20 protein-coding genes are annotated in these 20,391 nt (G+C 65.3%); 3 read left to right on the top strand and 17 right to left on the bottom strand.

Going from position 1 to position 20,391, the window contains the following annotated elements:
- Positions 1 to 5 precede the first annotated feature (5 nt).
- Positions 6 to 1,712 (top strand): S8 family serine peptidase, encoded by a 1,707-nt coding sequence (locus tag AC0L30_RS08670; RefSeq protein WP_473255727.1) that lies wholly within the window; start codon positions 6 to 8, stop codon positions 1,710 to 1,712.
- A 508-nt stretch (positions 1,713 to 2,220) separates the two neighbouring features.
- Entirely contained in the window at positions 2,221 to 2,856 is a 636-nt protein-coding gene (locus AC0L30_RS08665; protein WP_007593576.1) for a TIGR03809 family protein, read from the top strand.
- Between the two features lie 30 nt (positions 2,857 to 2,886).
- Here AC0L30_RS08665 and AC0L30_RS08660 read toward each other — a convergent pair whose 3' ends face one another.
- The 17 genes from AC0L30_RS08660 to AC0L30_RS08580 all read right to left on the bottom strand — a co-directional run bounded on the left by AC0L30_RS08660 (position 2,887) and on the right by AC0L30_RS08580 (position 18,393).
- The gene (locus tag AC0L30_RS08660; RefSeq protein WP_007593574.1) at positions 2,887 to 4,257 is read right to left on the bottom strand and encodes a TIGR03808 family TAT-translocated repetitive protein; all 1,371 of its coding nucleotides are present in this window, start codon (positions 4,255 to 4,257) and stop codon (positions 2,887 to 2,889) included.
- Between the two features lie 200 nt (positions 4,258 to 4,457).
- The gene (locus AC0L30_RS08655) at positions 4,458 to 5,114 is read right to left on the bottom strand and encodes a pyroglutamyl-peptidase I (protein WP_007593573.1); all 657 of its coding nucleotides are present in this window, start codon (positions 5,112 to 5,114) and stop codon (positions 4,458 to 4,460) included.
- Positions 5,111 to 6,097: a methylmalonyl Co-A mutase-associated GTPase MeaB gene (gene meaB / locus AC0L30_RS08650; protein ID WP_007593571.1), complete on the bottom strand. Its 987-nt coding sequence runs from the start codon at positions 6,095 to 6,097 to the stop codon at positions 5,111 to 5,113. Before meaB ends, AC0L30_RS08655 begins: the two co-directional genes overlap by 4 nt.
- Before the next feature lie 21 nt (positions 6,098 to 6,118).
- A complete protein-coding gene (locus AC0L30_RS08645; protein ID WP_007593569.1) occupies positions 6,119 to 6,463 on the bottom strand; it encodes a HepT-like ribonuclease domain-containing protein in 345 nt (114 codons plus the stop codon).
- Complete coding sequence (locus AC0L30_RS08640) at positions 6,464 to 6,778, bottom strand: nucleotidyltransferase family protein (protein WP_007593567.1); 315 nt, start codon at positions 6,776 to 6,778, stop codon at positions 6,464 to 6,466. It abuts the gene before it with no gap.
- Positions 6,779 to 6,871: 93 nt separating this feature from the next.
- Complete coding sequence (locus tag AC0L30_RS08635; RefSeq protein ID WP_219684878.1) at positions 6,872 to 8,386, bottom strand: tripartite tricarboxylate transporter permease; 1,515 nt, start codon at positions 8,384 to 8,386, stop codon at positions 6,872 to 6,874.
- A gap of 4 nt (positions 8,387 to 8,390) precedes the next feature.
- Complete coding sequence (locus tag AC0L30_RS08630) at positions 8,391 to 8,885, bottom strand: tripartite tricarboxylate transporter TctB family protein (protein ID WP_007593565.1); 495 nt, start codon at positions 8,883 to 8,885, stop codon at positions 8,391 to 8,393.
- A gap of 174 nt (positions 8,886 to 9,059) precedes the next feature.
- Positions 9,060 to 10,052, bottom strand: a complete 993-nt coding sequence (locus tag AC0L30_RS08625; protein ID WP_007593564.1) for a tripartite tricarboxylate transporter substrate binding protein — start codon at positions 10,050 to 10,052, stop codon at positions 9,060 to 9,062.
- Positions 10,053 to 10,183: 131 nt separating this feature from the next.
- Positions 10,184 to 10,954 carry an RsiV family protein gene (locus AC0L30_RS08620; protein WP_219684899.1) on the bottom strand — a complete coding sequence of 257 codons (771 nt, stop codon included), beginning with the start codon at positions 10,952 to 10,954 and terminating at the stop codon, positions 10,184 to 10,186.
- A gap of 53 nt (positions 10,955 to 11,007) precedes the next feature.
- Positions 11,008 to 13,164 carry a methylmalonyl-CoA mutase gene (gene scpA / locus AC0L30_RS08615; protein WP_035995058.1) on the bottom strand — a complete coding sequence of 719 codons (2,157 nt, stop codon included), beginning with the start codon at positions 13,162 to 13,164 and terminating at the stop codon, positions 11,008 to 11,010.
- Between the two features lie 23 nt (positions 13,165 to 13,187).
- Positions 13,188 to 13,652, bottom strand: coding sequence for a GFA family protein (locus AC0L30_RS08610; protein ID WP_007593552.1), 465 nt, complete (start codon positions 13,650 to 13,652; stop codon positions 13,188 to 13,190).
- Positions 13,649 to 15,520, bottom strand: a complete 1,872-nt coding sequence (locus AC0L30_RS08605; protein ID WP_007593550.1) for a methylmalonyl-CoA mutase family protein — start codon at positions 15,518 to 15,520, stop codon at positions 13,649 to 13,651. The genes AC0L30_RS08610 and AC0L30_RS08605 overlap by 4 nt, the downstream gene beginning before the upstream one ends.
- A gap of 81 nt (positions 15,521 to 15,601) precedes the next feature.
- On the bottom strand, positions 15,602 to 16,093 hold the full coding sequence (folK, locus tag AC0L30_RS08600; protein ID WP_007593548.1) for a 2-amino-4-hydroxy-6-hydroxymethyldihydropteridine diphosphokinase: 492 nt from the start codon (positions 16,091 to 16,093) through the stop codon (positions 15,602 to 15,604).
- A 1-nt stretch (position 16,094) separates the two neighbouring features.
- Positions 16,095 to 16,463: a dihydroneopterin aldolase gene (gene folB, locus AC0L30_RS08595; RefSeq protein WP_007593547.1), complete on the bottom strand. Its 369-nt coding sequence runs from the start codon at positions 16,461 to 16,463 to the stop codon at positions 16,095 to 16,097.
- On the bottom strand, positions 16,460 to 17,320 hold the full coding sequence (gene folP, locus AC0L30_RS08590) for a dihydropteroate synthase (protein ID WP_473404130.1): 861 nt from the start codon (positions 17,318 to 17,320) through the stop codon (positions 16,460 to 16,462). The genes folB and folP overlap by 4 nt, the downstream gene beginning before the upstream one ends.
- A gap of 273 nt (positions 17,321 to 17,593) precedes the next feature.
- The gene (locus AC0L30_RS08585) at positions 17,594 to 18,001 is read right to left on the bottom strand and encodes a DUF4332 domain-containing protein (RefSeq protein ID WP_007593543.1); all 408 of its coding nucleotides are present in this window, start codon (positions 17,999 to 18,001) and stop codon (positions 17,594 to 17,596) included.
- A gap of 26 nt (positions 18,002 to 18,027) precedes the next feature.
- Positions 18,028 to 18,393 (bottom strand): hypothetical protein, encoded by a 366-nt coding sequence (locus AC0L30_RS08580; RefSeq protein ID WP_007593542.1) that lies wholly within the window; start codon positions 18,391 to 18,393, stop codon positions 18,028 to 18,030.
- A gap of 345 nt (positions 18,394 to 18,738) precedes the next feature.
- On the opposite strand from AC0L30_RS08580, the gene AC0L30_RS08575 reads away from it, so the two are divergent.
- Positions 18,739 to 20,361, top strand: a complete 1,623-nt coding sequence (locus tag AC0L30_RS08575) for a helicase HerA-like domain-containing protein (protein WP_007593540.1) — start codon at positions 18,739 to 18,741, stop codon at positions 20,359 to 20,361.
- Positions 20,362 to 20,391 lie beyond the last annotated feature (30 nt).

The raw sequence follows: 20,391 nt of genomic DNA, 5'->3' as shown, positions 1-20,391 counted from the left end.
AGCCGATGATGCGCAAGTCCGAAAGTGGAGTGAGAGCCGGGGCCTGCGCTTCGTCGGTCGGAGCCGCGCTTTTGCTCGCCGCCTGTCTCGGCGTCGAGGTTGCGCAGGCGCAGGCGATCATGCGCACGCCGACGATTAGCGTCCCCTCCCGAATGCCCACGATTTCTCCCGGCGTCGCCGCACGCGTCAGTCCCGGTGTTGCCGCCAGAGCGGTGGCCGTCGGCCGCGGTCCGGGTCCGACCGTGACGACCAGGATTTCGGCGCGGATGGGACCGACGCCGGTGCTGCCTTATGCGCGCTACTCCCCGAACCTCTATCCCGCCTGTACCGCGCCCGATCGCGACGCCGCCGGCGAATGCCTGGCGCAGCAGAACGCAGGCGGCGATGGCTCGGGCAAATCGGGCAAGAAGACCGCCGCAAAGGGGCGCGGCAACAACACGCCTGTCGCCGCGGATCTGCGCACCTTCGCTGGCGAATTCGTCGCCGAGATCGACGGCGGGCTGTCGTTGACCCAGGCCGACGAGCTTGCGCGTCGCCATGGGCTGACCCGCGTGTCTTCCGAGAACTTTCCGCTGATCGGGGCAACGTTCGGACTGTTCCGCATCACCGACGGCCGGCCCTCCGCGACGGTGCGGCGTGAATTCGCGGCGGACGGTAGCGTGCGCTCGGTCCAGCCGAACTTCCGCTATCTGCTCCAGGATCAGAAATCGTCGGTGCCGACCGAGGGAGATCCCGCGCAATATGCGCTGGCCAAGCTCCGCCTGCCGCAGGCACACACGCTGGCGCATGGTGCCAATGTGACGGTAGCCGTGATCGACTCCGGCATCGACGCCCAGCATCCGGAACTTGCCAATTCCATTGCCGACAATTTCGATGCGCTCGGCAGCGCCGAAGGCCCGCACATTCATGGCACCGGCATTGCCGGCGCTATCGTGGCGCATGGCAAGCTGATGGGCAGCGCGCCCGAGGCGCGCCTCATCGCCATCCGCGCCTTCGGCGGCACCACCGGCGGGGCCGAGAGCTCGTCCTACATCATCCTGCGCTCGCTGAACTATGCCGCCGAGCATGGGGCGCAGATCGTCAACATGAGCTTTGCCGGTCCGAAGGATGCGGTGATCGAGCGGGCCATCGCCGCGACCGCCGCGCGCGGCCTGGTGCTGATCGCGGCCGCCGGCAATGCCGGCGCGAAGTCGCCGCCGCTCTATCCGGCCGCCAATCCCAACGTGATCGCGGTCAGCGCGACCGACCAGCAGGACAGGCTGTTCACCGCCTCCAATCGTGGCAACTACATCGCAGTCGCGGCCCCCGGCGTCGATATCTTCCTGCCGGCGCCTGACGGCAAATATCAGATGACGTCGGGCACCTCGTTCTCGGCCGCCTATGTCTCCGGCGTCGCGGCGCTGCTGCTCGAGCGCAACTACGCCTTGAAGCCGGAAGCACTGCGCACGACGCTGGCGAAGACGGCGCGCGACCTCGGTTCACCGGGCCGTGATGATCTGTTCGGCGACGGCGAGGCCGACGCGTTTGCCGCGGTCATGGCCGTTCCCGCCGCCGGCGCGACGCCGGTCGCGGCCGCGTCCGGTACAACAAAACGTGAAGATATCGAGAAGCGTCGCGACGAGCCTGGCATCCGCGCATTAGAGCAACCTTCGTTGTCGAGCACTGAGGATAAAGCCACGGTTTCTCAGGCGGATAAGCCGGCGACGCGATAGCGGCTGCGACAACTTTGCGCGCAGCGCGAAGGTCGAAAAATCAAACGCTGCATTGAACGTTCGGCCCGCTGCCACGACCAAATTATGTGGGAGCGGTTATCCCTCCCCATAAGTCATATTAGGCGCGAGCGCCCATCCACCCCAAGCGCCCATATGGCTCGACCCGTCCGGTTGTCCCCCCGGACGGGTCTTTTCTTTTTGGACGTCCCATTCCTCGAAGCCCTGCGCGAGATCAGCTTCCGGTTGGAGATCGTGGTTCACCCATCGCCACCGCTCCGCCGGCACGCCGCAAGCGCGCTATGCTTGTGCGAAGCTTGACTCCAAAACGCCTTGAATCTCCGCACGACTACGGAGTTTCGCGACGAAAACATCGTCGTTGCTGGACAAGTCAAAACTTTTCCACAAAATATTCACGTCGCGTCTAAATTGATTCGTGTGCGTTGCGTCGCGTCCGTATTTTCTCCTGACGGGCTGATTTATGACACATCGCCAAGAGGCTATTCGCGACGTGGCTATTGGCCGCGACGTTGCGGCACGCTGGTGCGCTCTCGCCGAGCAGCGGCTGGTGCATCTCTCCGAGATGTTCGAGACCGGACGCTGGCGCCGCTATCACTCCGAGATCGCATTTCTCGAAAACATCCAGGAAGCCAAGCTCGCCGTCCAGACCTGGCGCGCGCTTGCCACCGGCGCCGACGTCGCCACGGCGGCCGCGAGCGTGTCGCCCGCATTCGGCTGGTCGCCGGCGACAATGCCCCGCATGTTTCCGCGCGAGGCGCAGACCGTGCAACCGAAGGCCGTGCACATCGTCCCGGAGACCGCCGTGCCGGTCAGGCTCGATCCGAAGCCGGGCGTTCTCGCCGAAATCTCCGAAGCCCCGACCGCGCTGGTCGCCGCGCCTGCCCCGATGGCACCGCTCAAGGTGCCGGCTGCCATGGCGCCACCCACCGCGCCCGTCGCAATGACAGGACCCAAGGTGCCGGCCGCGACCGCAGCGCCCAAGGCGCTGGCGGCGATGGCAGCGCTTCTGCCGCAGTTCTCTCCGCCGGCAGCCGAAATTGTCGCAGCCCCCGAGCGCTTGGTTGAGTTCACCTTTAACCTCGACGGCCTCGAAGCCAAGTACCCGCTGCTGCGGAACGCGTTCTAGCTTTCGGAAGCCAGAGGCGAGGAACGGCAGCTACCGCCGCACCGCATTCCCGCCGACCATCAATTGCGCAAAGCGCTGGGCGCCGTCCACCGACAGATCGGACGTCACGGCGCGCGCGTGATCGAGCCCGACCACGGCGCCACGCGGGGTTTCCGAGATCATGTTGTTGTTGACGAGCGCGGTGCCTGCGCCGGGCACGACGGACACCCCGACGCCGGCCAGTGCCTTGCGGATCACGTTGCCCGTGATCGCGACGTCGCGGAGATATTTGCCCCAGCCGGCGACGATGCCGTAGGACGGCGCATTCTCGATGACGTTGCCGATGACCGATGAATCCGCCTCGATGTAGATGCCGATGCCGGCATCGTCATCCGGTGCGGTGCCGATCGGCCGCTTCGGGATCAGATTGCGGATGATGTTGCCCTGGACCACGGCGATGCGGCCGCCTTCGTTGAAATTGCAGACGGAGACGCCGACGGCGGCGCCGTCCACAATATTATTGGCGATCACCGCGGCCTCGAACGCGAACTCCGAATACAGCGCGACCTCGCGCACGTCGCTGACGCTGTTGCCGGTGATGTGGATGTTCGAGGCCGAGTTGCCGCGCACGGCGGAGTAATCGCAGTTCTTGATGCGATTGCCGCGCACGATGACGTTGCCGGCGCGGAACGCGTTGATGGCGTTGCCGTACTGGCCGGAGCCGCCGGGGCCGGCCTTGATGTCCTCGATGCGGTTATCAGTGACCAGCGTGCCGTCATCGCCGATAGCCGTGCGCAGGATCTCGATGCCGTTGTCGTTGGTGCCGGTGATGGTGTTGTGGGAGACGCTGAGTCCCCTGGCGTCGAACGACACCACCGCCGTCACCGCGATGTTGGTAAAGATGTTGCCCGAGATGTCGCCGGAGACCTGCTCGAGCCAGATGCCGCTGCCGCCGGAGCCCGTGATTTCGCAACCGGTGATGCGGACGTCGCGCCCGCCGAGTACGTGGATCAGCCCGCGCCGCGTCGGCAGCGGAATGCCGCCGCCATCAAAGGTGATGCCGGAAAGGCCGATTGCATCGGAGCCGTCGCTCTGGATCGCCGATGCCCCGCCGGTGAAGACGAATTTTGTCGCGCCGCGCACGCCGATCAGTTGCGCGCCATTTGGCAACCGCAACAGTCCGCTGCGATAGATGCCGGGTGGCAGCGCCAGCGGCATCTGCGCGCGCGCGGCCTCGTCGATCGCACGCTGGAGCGCGCGGGTCTGATCCTCGCTGCTACCGGGTCGCACGCCATATTGCGTGGCGTCGCGGCCGAGCAGCGACGTCAGCGGCGCCGCACGCGCGGCGTCGGCCGGTATCGCGAGCGCGCCGGCGATGCCTGCGGTCGAAGCTCCGATGAGATTGCGGCGATTGAGGTCCATGGATGCGTCCTCCGGCGGACGCGGGGGTCCGCAGCGGTTAGGTAGCGCAGGGCCGCTGGTTGCGTGAGGATTGTTCGCGGTAGGGTTAAATGTTTACCGGAGAGACGGTCCGTAGGGTGGGCAAAGCGGAAGCGTGCCCACCATTCAGCGGCAGATCGGAACAAGTTGGTGGGCACGGCGCAAGCGCGCCTTTGCCCACCCTACGAAGTCGGTGTGTTGCGCCCCTTCCGTGCCAACTGCACCATCTCCATCAGCATCGCTTCCCCGGCGTCCACCAATTCCTCGAGCGTGATCCGCGGCGCGCCCTTGCGGCGCACGGCGCCACTGCGCGCGAGCAGGGGAATATGGATGAACGCGGCGAGCTTTGGCCCGCCGGCCCTGACGTTTTCGATCGCGCGCCAGCTCAGGTAATTGCAGAGATAGGCGCCGGCGTCGCGCGAGGGGCGCGCGTCGATGCCGGTGAGGCGGGCGGCGCGCAGCAGCCTTGCGGTGTGCGGGCCGAAAATCATCGCGTCCGCATTGCCGGCGATGCCGCGCTTGCTCGAGCGGGTCTTGGCGGCATCGGGCCAGAGCATGGTGACGGCGTTGCGCGCGCGGCTCTCGATGCGCAGATAGGGCGTGCGTGCGGCGAGGCCGAACATCAGCAGCGCATCGGGCTTCTCTTTCGCAAGCACCTCCGGCAATTGCCGGTCCACCGCGGCATAGGTGACCGGGAAGATGTGGCTGGAGATCGCGGCATCGTCGAGTGCGGGACGGCGCAATTGCGCCAGCCGGGCGACCAGCGGCTGGGTCGGATTGTAGGGCGCGCCGGGAAACGGGCCGAAGCCGGTGAGGAGAATGCGGAGCTTGTCGCTCATTGCAGCAACTCCAGGATCTTTTCGGCGGCGAGCGCCGGCGTGAGATGGCCGTCGGCGACCTCAGTCTCGATCTTCCGGACCTTGGTCCGCACCGACGCCTCGCTGCGCAACCGCGCCAGCATGCGCTGCTCCAGCATCGACCACATCCATTTCACCTGCTGCTCGCGCCGCCGTGCGGCGAAGTCGCCGGATGCAATCATCGCCTTGCGGTGATCGAGGACTTTCTGCCAGATCTTCGCGATACCGTCACCAGTCAGCGCCGAATAGGTCTCGACCGGCGGATGCCAGTGCTCGGAGCGCGGCGTCAGGATATGCAGCGCGCCGCGATAATCGGCGGCAGTGATGTTGGCGCGCTTGAGATTGTCGCCGTCGGCCTTGTTGATCGCGATCATGTCGGCGAGCTCGACCAGGCCCTTCTTGATGCCCTGCAATTCGTCGCCGCCGCCCGGCAGCATCAGGGCCAGGAAGAAATCGGTCATGTCGCAGACCGCGGTTTCGGACTGGCCGATGCCGACGGTCTCGACCAGCACGACGTCGAAGCCGGCCGCCTCGCACAGCAGCATCGCCTCGCGTGTCTTGGCCGCGACGCCGCCGAGCGTGCCGGAGGACGGCGAGGGGCGGATGAAGGCGTCGTCAGAGGCCGCGAGCCGGGCCATCCGCGTCTTGTCGCCGAGGATCGAGCCGCCGCTACGCGCCGAGGACGGATCGACCGCGAGCACCGCGACCTTGTGGCCTTGCTCGATGAGATGCGTTCCGAGCGCGTCGATGGTGGTGGATTTGCCGACGCCGGGCGAGCCGGTGATACCGACGCGCACTGCCCTGCCGGTATCGGGCAAGAGCATCTGCACCAGCTCGCGCGCCAGCGCCTGATGGTCGCTGCGCCGGCTCTCGACCAGCGTGATGGCCCGCGCCAGCGCCGCGCGGCTGCCGGCGCGGAGGTCATGGGCGAGGGATTTGATGTCGATGGATTTGCTACTGGTCATGATTGTCTTCGCGTCCGGCCGCTACCGACCCGACCCGCGAATGTGTCGCTCAGCACAGGATTTTAGCGGTGGAAGATGGATTTGGATAATGTCCCAAACGATCTCGGCTTTCGTCATATGGTAGGCGTGGCGCAGCAGATTTCCGAAATCGATCATTTTGCGCCAGTCGATTCCTGGCTCGGCTCGCTTTACGTCATCTGGAATGGATCTCGAAGCCTCACATACGATCTCGAGAAGACGTTCGATTGCCAGGCGAGCGGTTTTTTCAGAGACGAATTGCTCAAATGTGGAGCCCTTCACGACACTTTCGATGTCGGTGATGGCTTCCAGGATATCTCGCAGTCGGTCTTCCACGGTCGGCGGCATTCAGAAGACCTCGATCAGATCATCTGCGATGCGTTCGGCGATGCGCGGCTTCAGCAGGTCCCGCATCGATATCTGGGCCTGAAGGCCAAGATGGCCTTCGATCAAGTGCAGGACCTTAAAGTAATCGAACCGTGGCGCTTCCTCACGCGAGGTCGTCTCGACCAGGACGTCGAGATCGCTGTCGGGGCGGGCGTCGCCTCGCGCGCGCGATCCAAACAAGTAAAGGTGCGTGATTCCGGCAGCTCTTAGATCGGGAGCGAGCTCCCTGAGCTTCCCTATGAGTGTCTGGACTGGAATATCTGCGACCTCGGTCATGACCAGATGTTAGCACAGAGCAGCCGCCCGTCCCAGTATCGGGCGGGTCGGCTCAGCCCTCGGTGGGGCAGGCGAGGGCCCGCCCGCCCGATATCACCGGGATGTCGCCGCCACCCCGGTCCGCACCGGTTTCACCTTGCGCCACGCCCAGACCAGCACCGGCCACAGCAGCGCCCCGATCGCCATGGCGGCGAGGATCGCGGCCACGGGGCGCTCGAAAAACGGCAGGATGCTGCCGTCCGACTTGATCAACGAGGTCACAAAAGCCTGCTCGACCATGGTGCCCATGACGATGCCGAGCACCATCGCGGCGACGGGATAGCCGTTGGCTTCCATGACATAGCCGATCACGCCGAAGGCGGCGACGGTGACGATGCCGAACATGTTGTTGCCGATCGCGAACGAGCCGACCGCGCAGCACAGCATGATGATCGGCATGATGGCGGAGCGCGGTGCCAGCAGGATGTAGGCGGCAACCCGGATCATGGCGATGCCGAGCGGGATCATCAGGATGTTCGCGATGATGAACATCAGATAGATCGCGTACATGCTCGACGCTTTCTCGGTGAACAGCGTCGGCCCGGGGTTCAGCCCCTTCATGTAGAGCACGCCGATCGCGATCGCGGCGATGGTGTCGCCGGGGATGCCGAACAGCAGCGACGGCACCCAGCCCGAGGCGATGCTGGCATTGTTGCTGGCGCCGGCCTCGACCAGGCCTTCGACATGGCCGGTGCCGAATTTCTCCGGTTCCTTGGAGAAGCGCTTCGACATTGCATAGGAAACCCAGGCGGCCATGTCGGCGCCGGCCCCGGGCAGCACGCCGATGATGATCCCGACGATGTTTCCGCGCGTCATCTGCCAATGGTATTTCTTGGTCAGCTTCCACTGGCCGGCCATGATGCTCCCGAATTTGCGCCGCGGCAGCGGCGGCGGCTCGGGAGTCAGCATCGCGCGCATGACCTGGGCCACTGCGAATACGCCGACCAGCGCGGGGATCGGCTCGATGCCGCCGAACAGATCGGTGAGGCCGAAGGTGAAGCGCGGCACGCCGCCGGGATTCTCGATGCCGACGCAGGAGACCAGCAGGCCGAGGAACATGCCGGCGATCGCCTTCACCGGCGAGGAGCGCGCCACCAGCGTCGCGCACATCAGGCCGAGCAGCGCCAGCCAGAAATACTCGAAGGTCGAGAACGACAGCGCGATCTCGGCCAGCGGCGGCGCCAGGATCATCAGCGACAGCACGCCGGCGATGCCGCCGACGGCCGAGAACCACACGCCGGCCCCGAGCGCCAGCTCGGCCTGTCCCTTGCGGGTCATGGCGTAAGCCTCGTCGGCATAGGCGGCGGACGCTGGCGTGCCGGGGATGCGCAGCAGCGCCCCGGGGATGTCGCCGGAGAAGATCGCCATCGAGGACGCGGCGACGATGGTCGCGATCGCCGCGATCGGCGAGAGATAGAAGGTGACGGGGACGAGCAAGGCGGTTGCCATCGTCGCCGACAAGCCCGGCAGCGAGCCGATCACGAGCCCGTACACCGAGGCTGCGAACATCGCGATGATGACCTCCCAGGTGGAGATCAGTGCGAACGCTTCAATCAGGGTTTTCAGCATGGGATCACCAAGGCGTCGGCAACAGGCCGGCGGGAAGCGGCACGCGCAGCAGCTTGCCGAAGATCAGGTGGATAGCGAACGGCGACAGCGCTGCGAGCGGCAGCGCCAGCTTCCACTTCGCCCCCAACGCGGTCGAGGTGACGTAGACCATGATCGCCGCGGTTATGATGAAGCCGAGCCGGTCGGCCGCCACCACGTAGAACAGCAGCAGCGCCGGCGGCAGCAGCGCGCGCAGGCCGTACAACTTTCCCTGCGGCGGCGGGGCAGCCGCTAGCTGGCCATCCTCGAGCGGGATCAGCTCTTCCGCGTCCTCGAAGGTGTGGCCGATCCCGAACACGATCGCGAGCCCGCACAGCGCCAGCCCAATGCCGATCACGAGCGGAAATACGTTGGGGCCGACCGGCTGCCCGGGCACCGGCGGCAGCAGCCAGCCGCCATAGGCGGCTGCTGTGCCGAGCACGACGAGAAACGATCCCGTGACGGAGTCGGGAAGGCGCATGGGAGAATCCTATGAGATTTCTTCTCCCTCGCCCCGTTCTTACGGGGAGAGGGGTGGGGTGAGGGGCTGCGTCCACGATGGAGGTGAAAGCCGGACTCGCGGAGCCGCGTCCTCACCCGAATTTGCGCTGCGCTCAAATCGACCTCTCCCCCGCAAGCGGGGAGAGGTGACAAATCACGCCTTGCTCAGACCCGCCGCCTTCATCGCTTCGCCCATCTGGGCGTCGCCCTTGTCCATGAAGCTTGCGAACTGGCCGGCATCGCCCCACACGGTGCCGAAGCCCCGATTGCCCATGAAGTCCTTGAACTCGGCGGAGTCATAAACCTTCTGCAGCGCCGCGGTGAGCTTCGTTGCGATCTCCGGCGGCAGGCTCTTCGGCGCGCCGATGCCGCGCCAGGCGCCGGTCGCGTAGTCGATGCCCATCGCCTCCTTCAGCGTCGGCACGTCCTTGAAGATTGGATTGCGCGCCGGCGCCATGATGGCAAGGCTCCTGGCCTTGCCGGCCTCGATGATGGCGCGGGCTTCCGGCACCGAGCAGGTGGTGAGGTCGAGGCCGCCGGCGGCGAGGTCCTGCATCGCGGGTGCGGCGCCGTTCGACGGAACCCAGGCGACCTGGTTGGCGGGCAGGCCCATCGCCTGCATCCAGCCGACCAGCGCGAGATGCCAGATGCCGCCCTGGCCGGTGCCGGAGGCCTTGAACTTGCCGGGAGGGGCCGCCTTGATGGCTTCCGCGAGTTCCTTCACCGTCTTGTAAGGCGAGGAGGAGGAGACCTGGATGCCCGGGGGATCTTCGTTCATCAGCGCGAGCGGGGTGTAGCTCTTCGGCGCCAGCTCGGTCAGCCCTTGCCAGTGCATCATCGAGATTTCGACCGTGAGCATGCCGATGGTGTAGCCGTCGGGCTGCGCGGTCGCGATCGCGGTATGGCCGACGACGCCGGAGCCGCCGGTGCGATTGACCACGTTGAAGGGCTGGCCGAGATCCTTCTCCAGCAGCGCTGCGACAATGCGCGCAGTCGCGTCGGTGCCGCCGCCCGCGCCCCAGGGCACGATCACGGTGACGGGCCGCGCCGGATAGGCTTGTGCAAGTGCGGGTGTGAGGCCGAATGCGGCGGATGCCGCAACCGCAGCGGAAGAGGCCGCAAAGGTGCGGCGCGTAATCTTGGACATCAATGCCTCCCAGCGGCGCCCATGACGTCAGGCGCTCTTGTCAATGGCGACATTCTAGTCGGCTTTGCAGCGCGGCTGCAAGGCAACGCGACCAGCGCTTAGAGAGCTACGCGGCGTTGCTCACGACGGGATCACTGCGGCTCGTCCGCGTCGCCCTTTGGCCGTGCGCCACCGAAGATGCGGGTGCCTTCCGCGCTGAGATAGGGCTTCAGCGTTTCCCACGGCACGAATGCGACATATTCGCCCTCGGCGTAAGGGCCGACTGCGTAGGGCGGGTAGTGGAAAGTGAGGCCGGAACTCTTGCCCGCGTCGGTTGAAGGCGCGAGCGTCACCGCGCCGATCTTGAGCAGGCTCGGCTCCACGCTCTTGAACCATTCGTCGGTCGCGGTCTCGCTGGTATCGCGCTTCTTCTTCTCGATCTTCAACGATGCGATCACCGCCTTCACCATTGCCTTCATGGCCGCGCCGTTGTCGGCGGTCTCGGCGAAGAACGGGCGGATGGAGATGCGCTTGTTCTCCGCCTTGTCCCACAGGACCGTGTTCACATCGGAATTGGGATGGGCACCGTGGGTGTCCATATAGTCGTTGCGCAGGATGCTGACATAGCGGTCGGCAACGACGGAGCGGACCGCATATTTGCGCTCGAAGTCCCAGCCGCCATCCCTGAAGAATTGCGGATCCTCTTTGCGCGAGGCGGCGGCTTCTGCCGCGTTCTTGTCGATCCACTTCTTGCCTTCAATCAGGCAGTCGGCCGCCAGCGCCGCATCGACCTTGACCTTGTCGTCGAGGAAGACGCGGGCTTCGATGCTCTTGGTCTTGATGACCGCGTCGGGCTTGCGATCGGCGGCATGCGCGGTAGCCAACAACGCGCTGCAGGCTGCGACCAAAGTTAGCGCGCGCATCAACGCTGGCGCGGAAAATATCACGCACTGTCCTTTCGAAGGTCGATAGCGACCTACTCCGCCGCCTCGCTATGCCCGAGCCGGGCGTTCAGCTTGCGGATCAGCTCCTCGGCCGCGTCCGCGATCACGGTGCCCGGCGGGAAGATGGCTTCCGCGCCGGCCGCGTAGAGTGCATCGTAATCCTGTGGCGGCACTACGCCGCCGACAATGATCATGATGTCGTCGCGGCCCTGCTTCTTCAGCGCGGCCTTCAATTCCGGCACCGCGGTGAGGTGGGCGGCGGCAAGCGAGGAGACGCCGAGGATGTGGACGTCGTTCTCGACAGCTTGCCGCGCGGCTTCGTCGGCAGTCGCGAACAGCGGCCCGATGTCGACGTCGAAGCCGATATCGGCGAATGCCGACGCGATCACCTTCTGGCCGCGGTCGTGGCCGTCCTGGCCTATTTTTGCGACCAGGATGCGCGGGCGGCGGCCTTCCGCCTCCTCGAAGGCGTCGATCAGCGCCTGAACCTTCTCGACCCGGTTACCCATGCTGGACGCCTCCCGCTTGTAGACGCCGGTGATGGATTTGATTTCGGCGCGGTGCCGGCCGAACACCTTCTCCATCGCGTCGGAAATCTCGCCGACGGTTGCCTTCGCGCGCGCAGCGTCGATGGCGAGCGCCAACAGATTGCCGTTGCCTTCGCCGGCCGAGCGCGTCAGCGCGGCGAGCGCGGCCTCGACGTCCTTCTGGTTGCGTTCGGATTTCAGCCGCGTCAGCTTGTCGATCTGGAGCCGGCGGACATTGGTATTGTCGACCTTGAGAATATCGATCGGAGCTTCGTCGGTCGGCTTGTATTTGTTGACCCCGATCACCGCCTGCTTGCCGGCATCGATGCGGGCCTGGGTCTTGGCCGAGGCTTCCTCGATGCGCAGCTTCGGTACGCCGGCCTCGATCGCCTTGGCCATGCCGCCGAGCTCCTCGACCTCCTGGATGTGGCCCCAGGCCTTGGCGGCGAGGTCGCGCGTGAGACGCTCGACATAATACGAACCGCCCCAGGGGTCGATGATGCGGGTGGTGCCGCTCTCCTGCTGCAGGAAGAGCTGGGTATTGCGGGCAATACGCGCGGAGAAATCGGTCGGCAGCGCCAGCGCTTCGTCGAGCGCGTTGGTGTGCAGCGACTGGGTGTGGCCCTGCGTCGCCGCCATCGCTTCCACCGTCGTGCGCATCACGTTGTTGAAGACGTCCTGCGCGGTCAGCGACCAGCCGGAGGTCTGGCAATGCGTGCGCAGTGACAGCGAGCGCGGGTCCTTCGGGTTGAAGGGCCTCAAGAGCTTCGCCCAGAGCAGTCGCGCGGCGCGCATCTTGGCGACTTCCATGAAGAAGTTCATCCCGATCGCCCAGAAGAACGACAGGCGCGGCGCGAAGCGGTCGACGTCGAGGCCCGCCGCAAGGCCGGCACGAAGATATTCGACGCCGTCGGCCAGCGTATAGGCGAGCTCGAGGTCCTGCGTCGCCCCGGCCTCCTGCATGTGATAGCCGGAGATCGAGATCGAATTGTATTTCGGCATCTTCTGCGAGGTGTAGGCGAAGATGTCCGAGATGATCCGCATCGAAGGCGCGGGCGGATAGATGTAGGTATTGCGCACCATGAACTCTTTCAGAATGTCGTTCTGAATGGTCCCTGAAAGCTTCTCGGGCGGGACGCCCTGTTCCTCGGCGGCCGCAACGTAGAGCGCGAGGATCGGCAGCACCGCGCCGTTCATGGTCATGGACACGCTCATCTGGTCGAGCGGAATGCCCGCAAACAGCGTGCGCATGTCGTAGATGGAATCGATGGCAACGCCGGCCATGCCGACGTCGCCGCCGACACGCGGATGGTCGCTGTCATAGCCGCGATGGGTGGCGAGATCGAACGCGACCGAGAGGCCCTTCTGTCCGGCAGCGAGATTGCGGCGGTAGAACGCGTTGGAATCCTCCGCCGTGGAGAAGCCGGCATATTGCCGCACAGTCCAGGGCTGGTTGACATACATGGTGGGGTAGGGGCCGCGCAGATAAGGCGCGATGCCTGGGTAGGTCTCGAGGAAATCGAGTCCGGCCAGATCGGCCTCGCTATAAGCGGGCTTCACCAGAATGCCCTCGGGCGTCAGCCACGGCTCGGCGCTGCCTGATGGCGCAGCGGTGGCGGCGCGCTCGAAGGCGACGTCGGCGAAATTGGGGATGCGGCTCATGCTTTCAACCATATCATAGGCGCTTAATCATGATCCGGATGCTGATGGCTGACGATGGTCGCCATCTTCTCCGGTCCGTAATTCTGCTGCGTGGTCTGGCTTGGTAGATTGGCGATCCCGACCACCCAGCCGAGACGGGACTCGGTGCCGAACTGCCGCGTCGGCACCACGTGGTCGGGGCGGTCGAACGCGCCGGTCATGATCTCAATGCGGTCGCCGTCGATGCGGCCAAAGCTCAGCGGCGTGCCGCAGGCGGCGCAAAAGCCGCGCTCGGCGATCGAGGAGGAGCGGAAGAACGAGGGCTGCCCCTTGGTCCAGGCAAAGTCCGTCTTGTTGACGTCGGCAAAAGAGGCGAACGGCGCGCCGCTGGCCTTCTGGCACATCCGGCAGTGGCAGATCGAAACCCTGTTCGGCGCCGTCATGACTCCGAAGCGCACTGCCCCGCATTGGCAGCCGCCGGTGAGAACGGGTTTGCCTGCTTCCGTCATGGCTGCTCCATCCGTCGATACGTGTCTTGCAGCGTCGCAAGCGCATCGCCACCGGCAAAGACGAAGCCGGTGACGCCGGCTGCACGCAGCGCCGCCTCGGCATCAGTCGGGCGGCCTGCCAGATAGATAAGTCGGGCCCCGGCGGTTTGCAGGGCCTTCGCCGCGGCTTCGGCGTGTTCCGCATACACCTTGTCGCTGGAACAAAGACAGGCGAGCCCGGCACCGGAGGCTTTAAAGGCTGCAGCTAACTGGGCCGGATCGGCGAAGCCCTCGCTGTCGACGGCCTGGATGCCGCCGGTCTCGAACAAGCTCTTGGCAAAGGTCGCGCGAGCCGTGAAATCGGCGGGCGTGCCGAGATTGGCCAAGAACACTTTCGGCCGCGCGCCGCGCGCCTTCAAGGCCGCATCGGATTTGTCCCGCAGCGCCTCGAACGGTTCCGCTAGCCGGATCGGCGGCAGCGCGTCGAACTTGTATTTTTGCTCGCCATAAGGCGCCAGCGCGATCGGGGTCGCCTGCAGCACCGTCGTCTCGTTCTCGTGCAGGTTCGGAAACTCGCTGGCGCCGGTCAGCACGTCGCGGCGTTTTGCGATGTTGGCGTCGCGGGCTTTTCGCGCGGCCGCGACCTTGCTCTGGAACAGGCCCCGCTGAAGCGCAGCGAAGGCGCCGCCGGCTTTCTCGCTCTCCTGGAATAGCGCCCAGGCCGCCTCGCAGAGCTGCGCGGTCAGCGTCTCGATGCCGCCTGCGCCTGCCGCGGGATCGCTGACCTTGGCGAGATTGCTCTCTTCCAGCAGCACGGCTTGCGTATTGCGCGCCACGCGCCGCGCGAACGGATCGGGCAGGCCGAGCGCCAGCGTATGCGGCAGCACGGTGATCGCGTTCGCGCCGGCGAGTCCGGCCGCAAACGTCGCCATGGTCGCGCGCAGCATGTTCACATAGGGATCGCGTTGCGTCAGCATGCGCCAGGCGGTATCGGCGACGATGAACAGCGGTTTTGGCGCGAGCCCGCACGCCGTCTCGATACGCGCCCACAGCAGTCGCAAGGCGCGGAATTTTGCCATGGTGAGGAACTGATCTGCATCCGCGGCAAGCCGCGCATAGACCATGCCCTGCGCCTGCTCCAGCGGAACGCCGGCGCCTTCGATCGCGCGCAAATAGGCGATGCCGCAGGCGAGCACGAAGGCGAGCTCCTGCGCCTCCGAGCCGCCGGCATCGTGGATCACGCGTCCGTCGGCCGAAGCGAACGGACCCTTGAAGCCGAGCGCGGCCAGGCCCTTGATGCCGCCGGTGACGGCCGGAACGATCTCATCCCAGGTATAGGGGCTGTGGCCCCACACCGCGGCGGCCGCGAGCGGGTCGAGGCCGAAGCGGATGTCGCAGGCGGCGGGATCGATGCCATTGCTCTTCACATATTCCGCGACGTGGATCGCCGCCATCCGCGATTGCGGACCGATCTCGAGCTCCAGCCCGATGCCGGCATCGAGATGGATATCCTTCAAGATCTTTGCGACTGCGTCCGCGGTCGGTTCCAGCCCGAAACCGTGAGCGGCATTGCCGCCGGCGAACACCAGCGCAAGCCCTGTCGCGCCATTTTCGAGATCGGTCAGTGCCTGCGCATTCGCCGCACTTGCATCGGGATGGTCGATCCGCTGCATGATCTGCCAGGGCGCCGCCGCCGGCCGCCCCACCACGGGCGCAACACCTTTGGCGCGCGGATAGAGCGGCTCGATCTTGAGTCCGTCATAGGTCTTGCCGACCAGCTTCTCGAACGGCGCGCCCTTCAGCACGCCATCGACCAGCTTGCGCCAGTCTTCGACGGTCGCCTTGGGAAAATCCGCCGCCAGCGGCAGGTCGTCAGTCGCGGAGGTCATGCGGCGAGGGGCTCCCGAAAATCTTGTTGTTCGCAGGCGAAATTGCCACGGCCGGCCGTCCCTGCAAACGGTTGTTTTTGGTTAACCGGTATCCGGAAGCCGCTCAATGCCTTGTGTCGAGACGCTGGCGAGACCGTCATGGACACGAATGCCTGCGATCACGCGGTCGGGCGCGATCTCGGCCAGCGGCACCAGCACAAAGGCGCGCTCGAACAGGCGCGGATGCGGCAGGGTCAGATCGGGTTTCTGCATCGAGACGTCGTCATACGCGATCATGTCGAGATCGAGCGTGCGCGGGCCCCAGCGCCGCTCCTTATCGCGCATGCGGCCGAATTTCTGCTCGACCTTCTGCATCACGAACAGCAGCGCATGCGGATCGAGATCGGTCTCGATCTCGACGCAGGCGTTGATGAAGGGAGCCTGGTCCTCGTCGCCCCAGGGCGGCGTCGCATAGTCCGACGAGCGCGCGATCAACGCCGCCTGCGCCATGCCGCAGATATGGGCGATCGCCTTCTGGAAGGTCGCGCGGACATCGCCGACATTGCCGCCGAGCGCGATCAGGACGCTTGCCATGTCAGGGGTGCCGCGAGCGCGTCAGCATGACGCCGACGTCGTCGAAGATCGCGGCGATCGGCGCATGCGGCTTGTGCACGGTGATCTTGACCGCACGGATGCGCGGAAAGTGCGACAGGATGGCGTCGGCGACCGCGCCGGCCGCGCGCTCCAGCAGCTTGTAGTTGGTGTTCTTGAAGGCCGCGGTGGTGGTCGCCACGACGTCGGCGTAGGACACGGTGTCGGCGAGCCGGTCGCTGCGGGAAGGCTCCGACAGGTCGGTATAGAGCTCGAGGTCGATGACGAAGCGCTGGCCGACTTCCGTTTCGTGCTCCATCACGCCGTGGCGGGCATGGATCGACAGGCCGCTCACGAAGATCGTATCGGTCATGGCTTGCTCTCGATTGCGTGCGCCACTCGCAGGGCCTGCAAGGTCTCGGCGACGTCGTGGGTGCGGATGATTTTCGCGCCGCGCTGCGCGGCGATCAGATGCGCGGCGATCGAGCCGGCGAGCCGCTCTGTCGGCTCCGACGGCGACACCGAGGCGATGAAGCGTTTTCGCGAGGCACCAACGAGGATCGGCAGGCCGAACATGTCGAATTCACGCAGCCGCGCTAGCGCGGTCATGCTCTGTTCGGCCGTCTTGCCGAAGCCGATGCCGGGATCGAGCACGATCTTGTCGCGGGCGATGCCGGCTTGCGTCGCGATATCCAGCGAGCGCTGAAAGAACGCCTTCATATCCGCAATGATGTCGATGGCGGGATCGACGCTGTCGCGGTTGTGCATGACGATGACGGGGACGCCCTTCGCGGCCACCGTCGGCGCCATGCCGGCATCGCGCTGCAGGCCCCAGACGTCGTTGCCGATCGCCGCGCCCTGGGCGAGCGCGAAGGCCACGACTTCCGCCTTCATGCTGTCGATCGAGACCGGCACGCCGAGCGCCACGATGTCCGATAGCACCGGCCTCAGCCGCGCCAGTTCGTCTTCCGCCGTGACCGGCCGGGCGCCCTTGTAGGGCCGGGTGGACTCGGCACCGATATCGATGATGTCGACCCCGGCCTCGATCATCGCCCGTGCCCGCGCGAGCGCCTGCTCGGGCGCGATGAATTCGCCGCCGTCGGAGAATGAATCCGGGGTGACGTTGAGCACGCCCATCACCGCCGGGATCGGCCGCTCCAGCAGCGTCCGCAGCACGTCAGGCCCGACTGAACCGGCCGCCGGGACGGATGGGGAGGGCGAGGCATTCATGCGGCCCGCTTTAGCGGTCGGGGAGGGGGAGTCAAGACGGGAAGGCGTGGGTTGCCAGCGTTGGGCAGGGCGTTGCACACCCTCGCTGTCATTGCCCGCGAAGGCGGGCAATCCAGTATTCCAGTGACGGCACCGCGATACGGAGGAGCCGCGGCGTACTGGATACCCCGCTTTCGCGGGGTATGACGGCAGAGTTGGGGGATGCATTGTTGCCCATCGGGCAAAACGATGCCGAGAGAGTAGCGCCCACTCCGTATGCGGAGAGGGGCAACCCTAATACGAAATCTTAGGCGGCAGCTTCTTCGCTTTGGCGATGATGTCGCCGACCGACTTCTCCGAGGGCAGGATCCGGAGCAGCTTTTTCTTCTCGTTGGCATCCCGCATGCTCTGGGCGAGCCTTGCCGGATTTCGGTAGGCGAGCTCGCGCACGGTGGTGACGCCGGCGGCGCGGACCAGGCCGACCTTGGCCCTGCCCATGCCGGGAATGCGCATGTAGTCGGAGACGTTGGCCCATTCCAGCAGCAACTGCTCGCTGATGCCGGTCTTGGCGGAGAGCGCCTTGCGGCCCTTTACGGTCGAGGCCGCCTCGAGCAGCGCATCGGTGGTGCGGATACCGTGCGCCTTCAACTTGTTGGCGGCAAAGGCCGACAGGCCCTCAATCTCGGAGATCGGATATGTCATGATACTCGATGTGAAATGCGCAGGCGTCAGGCGAACTGGCTGAGGCCCGGGGTCCCCGCGATGATCTTGCCCATCTGATCCGCTCCGATTTTGTCTCGGCCGAAGCGAAAAAGTTCACGGGCGACGTTCTGAATCTCGGACATGCCGAGTCCCATGCCCATCAGGCGCGTGCCGACCGCCATCAGGCCGCCGCCCATCAGCCGCGACAGTCCTCCGCCGCTGCGGGATGCCTCGATTGCCGCTTCTGCACCTGGAATCTGGTCGATGAGTACCTGGACGCTGTCGGAAGGACCCTCGTTGCGGAGGAAGCCCAGGATAATGCCGACGGTCTTTTCAGCGACAGCACTATCTATGCTGGCGTTTGTCGCCAGCCGCCCGATTAGCTCGTCCATATGGCCGCCCCTCAGCCGGTTCACATGCCGGAGTATTGCTTTCGAAAATGATCTTGAGCCGGTGTGATGTGAAATACAAGCGATGAACGCCACCAACGTTCCGATTCAGTCTCGAACGCGCGAGAAGTGTTGCAGCGATGCAAGAGCGGAGATGAAATCGGCAAAAAAATGCCGCGGTGCGAATGCGTCGTTCCTACTTTCGGCGGATGTCACCCGCATGTTTCCGACGATGTCGCATGCCCGAGCGCGTTGAATGGTTTCAATCAGCGCGCGATATGCGTTAAACTACGGAACTAGTGCATTCGAGTTTCGATATGCGAAACAGGGCAGAGAGATCAGGGAATAATGACCGCACAGGACAGCAAGCTCGGTGATACCGACGACAAGATCTTCGTCGGTAAAGGAAACGAGCAGGCATGGCTGACGTTGGCATTCGCCAATCGCCATGGCCTCGTCACGGGTGCAACCGGAACCGGCAAGACGGTCTCGCTGCAAGTGATGGCGGAAGGATTTGCGCGCGCCGGTGTTCCGGTCTTCGCGGCCGATATCAAGGGCGACCTCTCGGGCATCTCGGAGGTCGGCGAAGCCAAAGATTTCATCGTCAAGCGCGCCACCGAGATGGGACTGACGTTCGAGCCCGACCAGTTCTCGACGGTGTTCTGGGACGTGTTCGGCGAGCAGGGCCACCCGGTGCGGGCGACCGTCACTGAAATGGGCCCGCTGCTGCTCGCACGTATGCTCGACCTGAACGACGTGCAGGAAGGCGTGCTCAACGTCGCCTTCCGCGTCGCCGACGACAACGGGCTGACGCTGATCGACATGAAGGATCTGCGCGCGCTGCTCGATGCCATCGTGCCCGATGCCGGCAAGAAGGGGGCGGATGCCGAGGAGAGTCCGCTTGCCGAGATCAAGAAGGCGGCGCAGGGTTTTGGCAACGTCACCAAGGCCACGGTCGGCACCATCCAGCGCCAGCTTCTGGTGCTGGAGAACCAGGGCGCCACCAAATTCTTCGGCGAACCGGCGCTGACGCTGAAAGATTTCATGAAGACCGACCGCGACGGCCGCGGCATGGTCAACATCCTCGTCGCCGACAAGCTGCTGCAGAGCCCACGGCTTTACGCGACATTCCTGCTGTGGATGCTGTCGGAATTGTTCGAGGAGCTGCCCGAGGCCGGTGACCTGCCCAAGCCGAAGCTGGTCTTCTTCTTTGACGAGGCGCATCTGTTGTTCAACGACGCGCCCAAGGCGCTGATGGACAAGATCGAGCAGGTGGTGCGCCTGATCCGCTCCAAAGGCGTCGGCGTCTATTTCGTGACGCAAAACCCGGTCGACGTACCCGACCGCGTGCTCGGACAATTGGGCAACCGGGTGCAGCACGCGCTCCGCGCCTTCACTCCGCGCGACCAGAAGGCGGTCGCCGCCGCGGCCCAGACCTTCCGTCCCAACCCGAAGCTCGACACCGCCCAGGTGATCATGGAGCTCGGCAAGGGCGAGGCGCTGGTGTCCTTTCTCGAAGGCAACGGCACGCCGGCGATGGTCGAGCGGGTGATGATCCGGCCGCCATCGGCCCGGATCGGACCGATCACGTCCGAAGAGCGCAAGGCGATCATGGATGCAAGCCCGGTGAAGGGCAAATACGACACCGCCGTCGATGCAGAGTCCGCCTACGAGATGATCCAGAAGCGCATTGCCGGCACGGCTGCGACTGCGGATGCTTCGGCGGGCGGCGGAGGCGGCGGCATCCTCGGCCAGATCGGCTCGATCGTCGGCACCATCTTTGGCACCAACGTCAAGCGCGGCCGCCTGTCGACGGGCCAGGTCATCGCGCGCGACATGACCCGATCGGTCACCAATCAGGTGATCGGGGGGATGGCCGCCAATATCGGCAAGTCGGTCGCCGGCCAGCTTGGTGGCTCGATCGGCCGCACGCTGGTCCGCGGCGCGCTCGGCGGCTTGCTGCGCAGGTAGGCAGAAAGCCTCGTTTGAGGCAATTCCTCC

The sequence above is a fragment of the Bradyrhizobium sp. MI1.11 genome (genome assembly GCF_055811255.1).
This window is presented reverse-complemented; position numbering and strand designations above follow the sequence as displayed.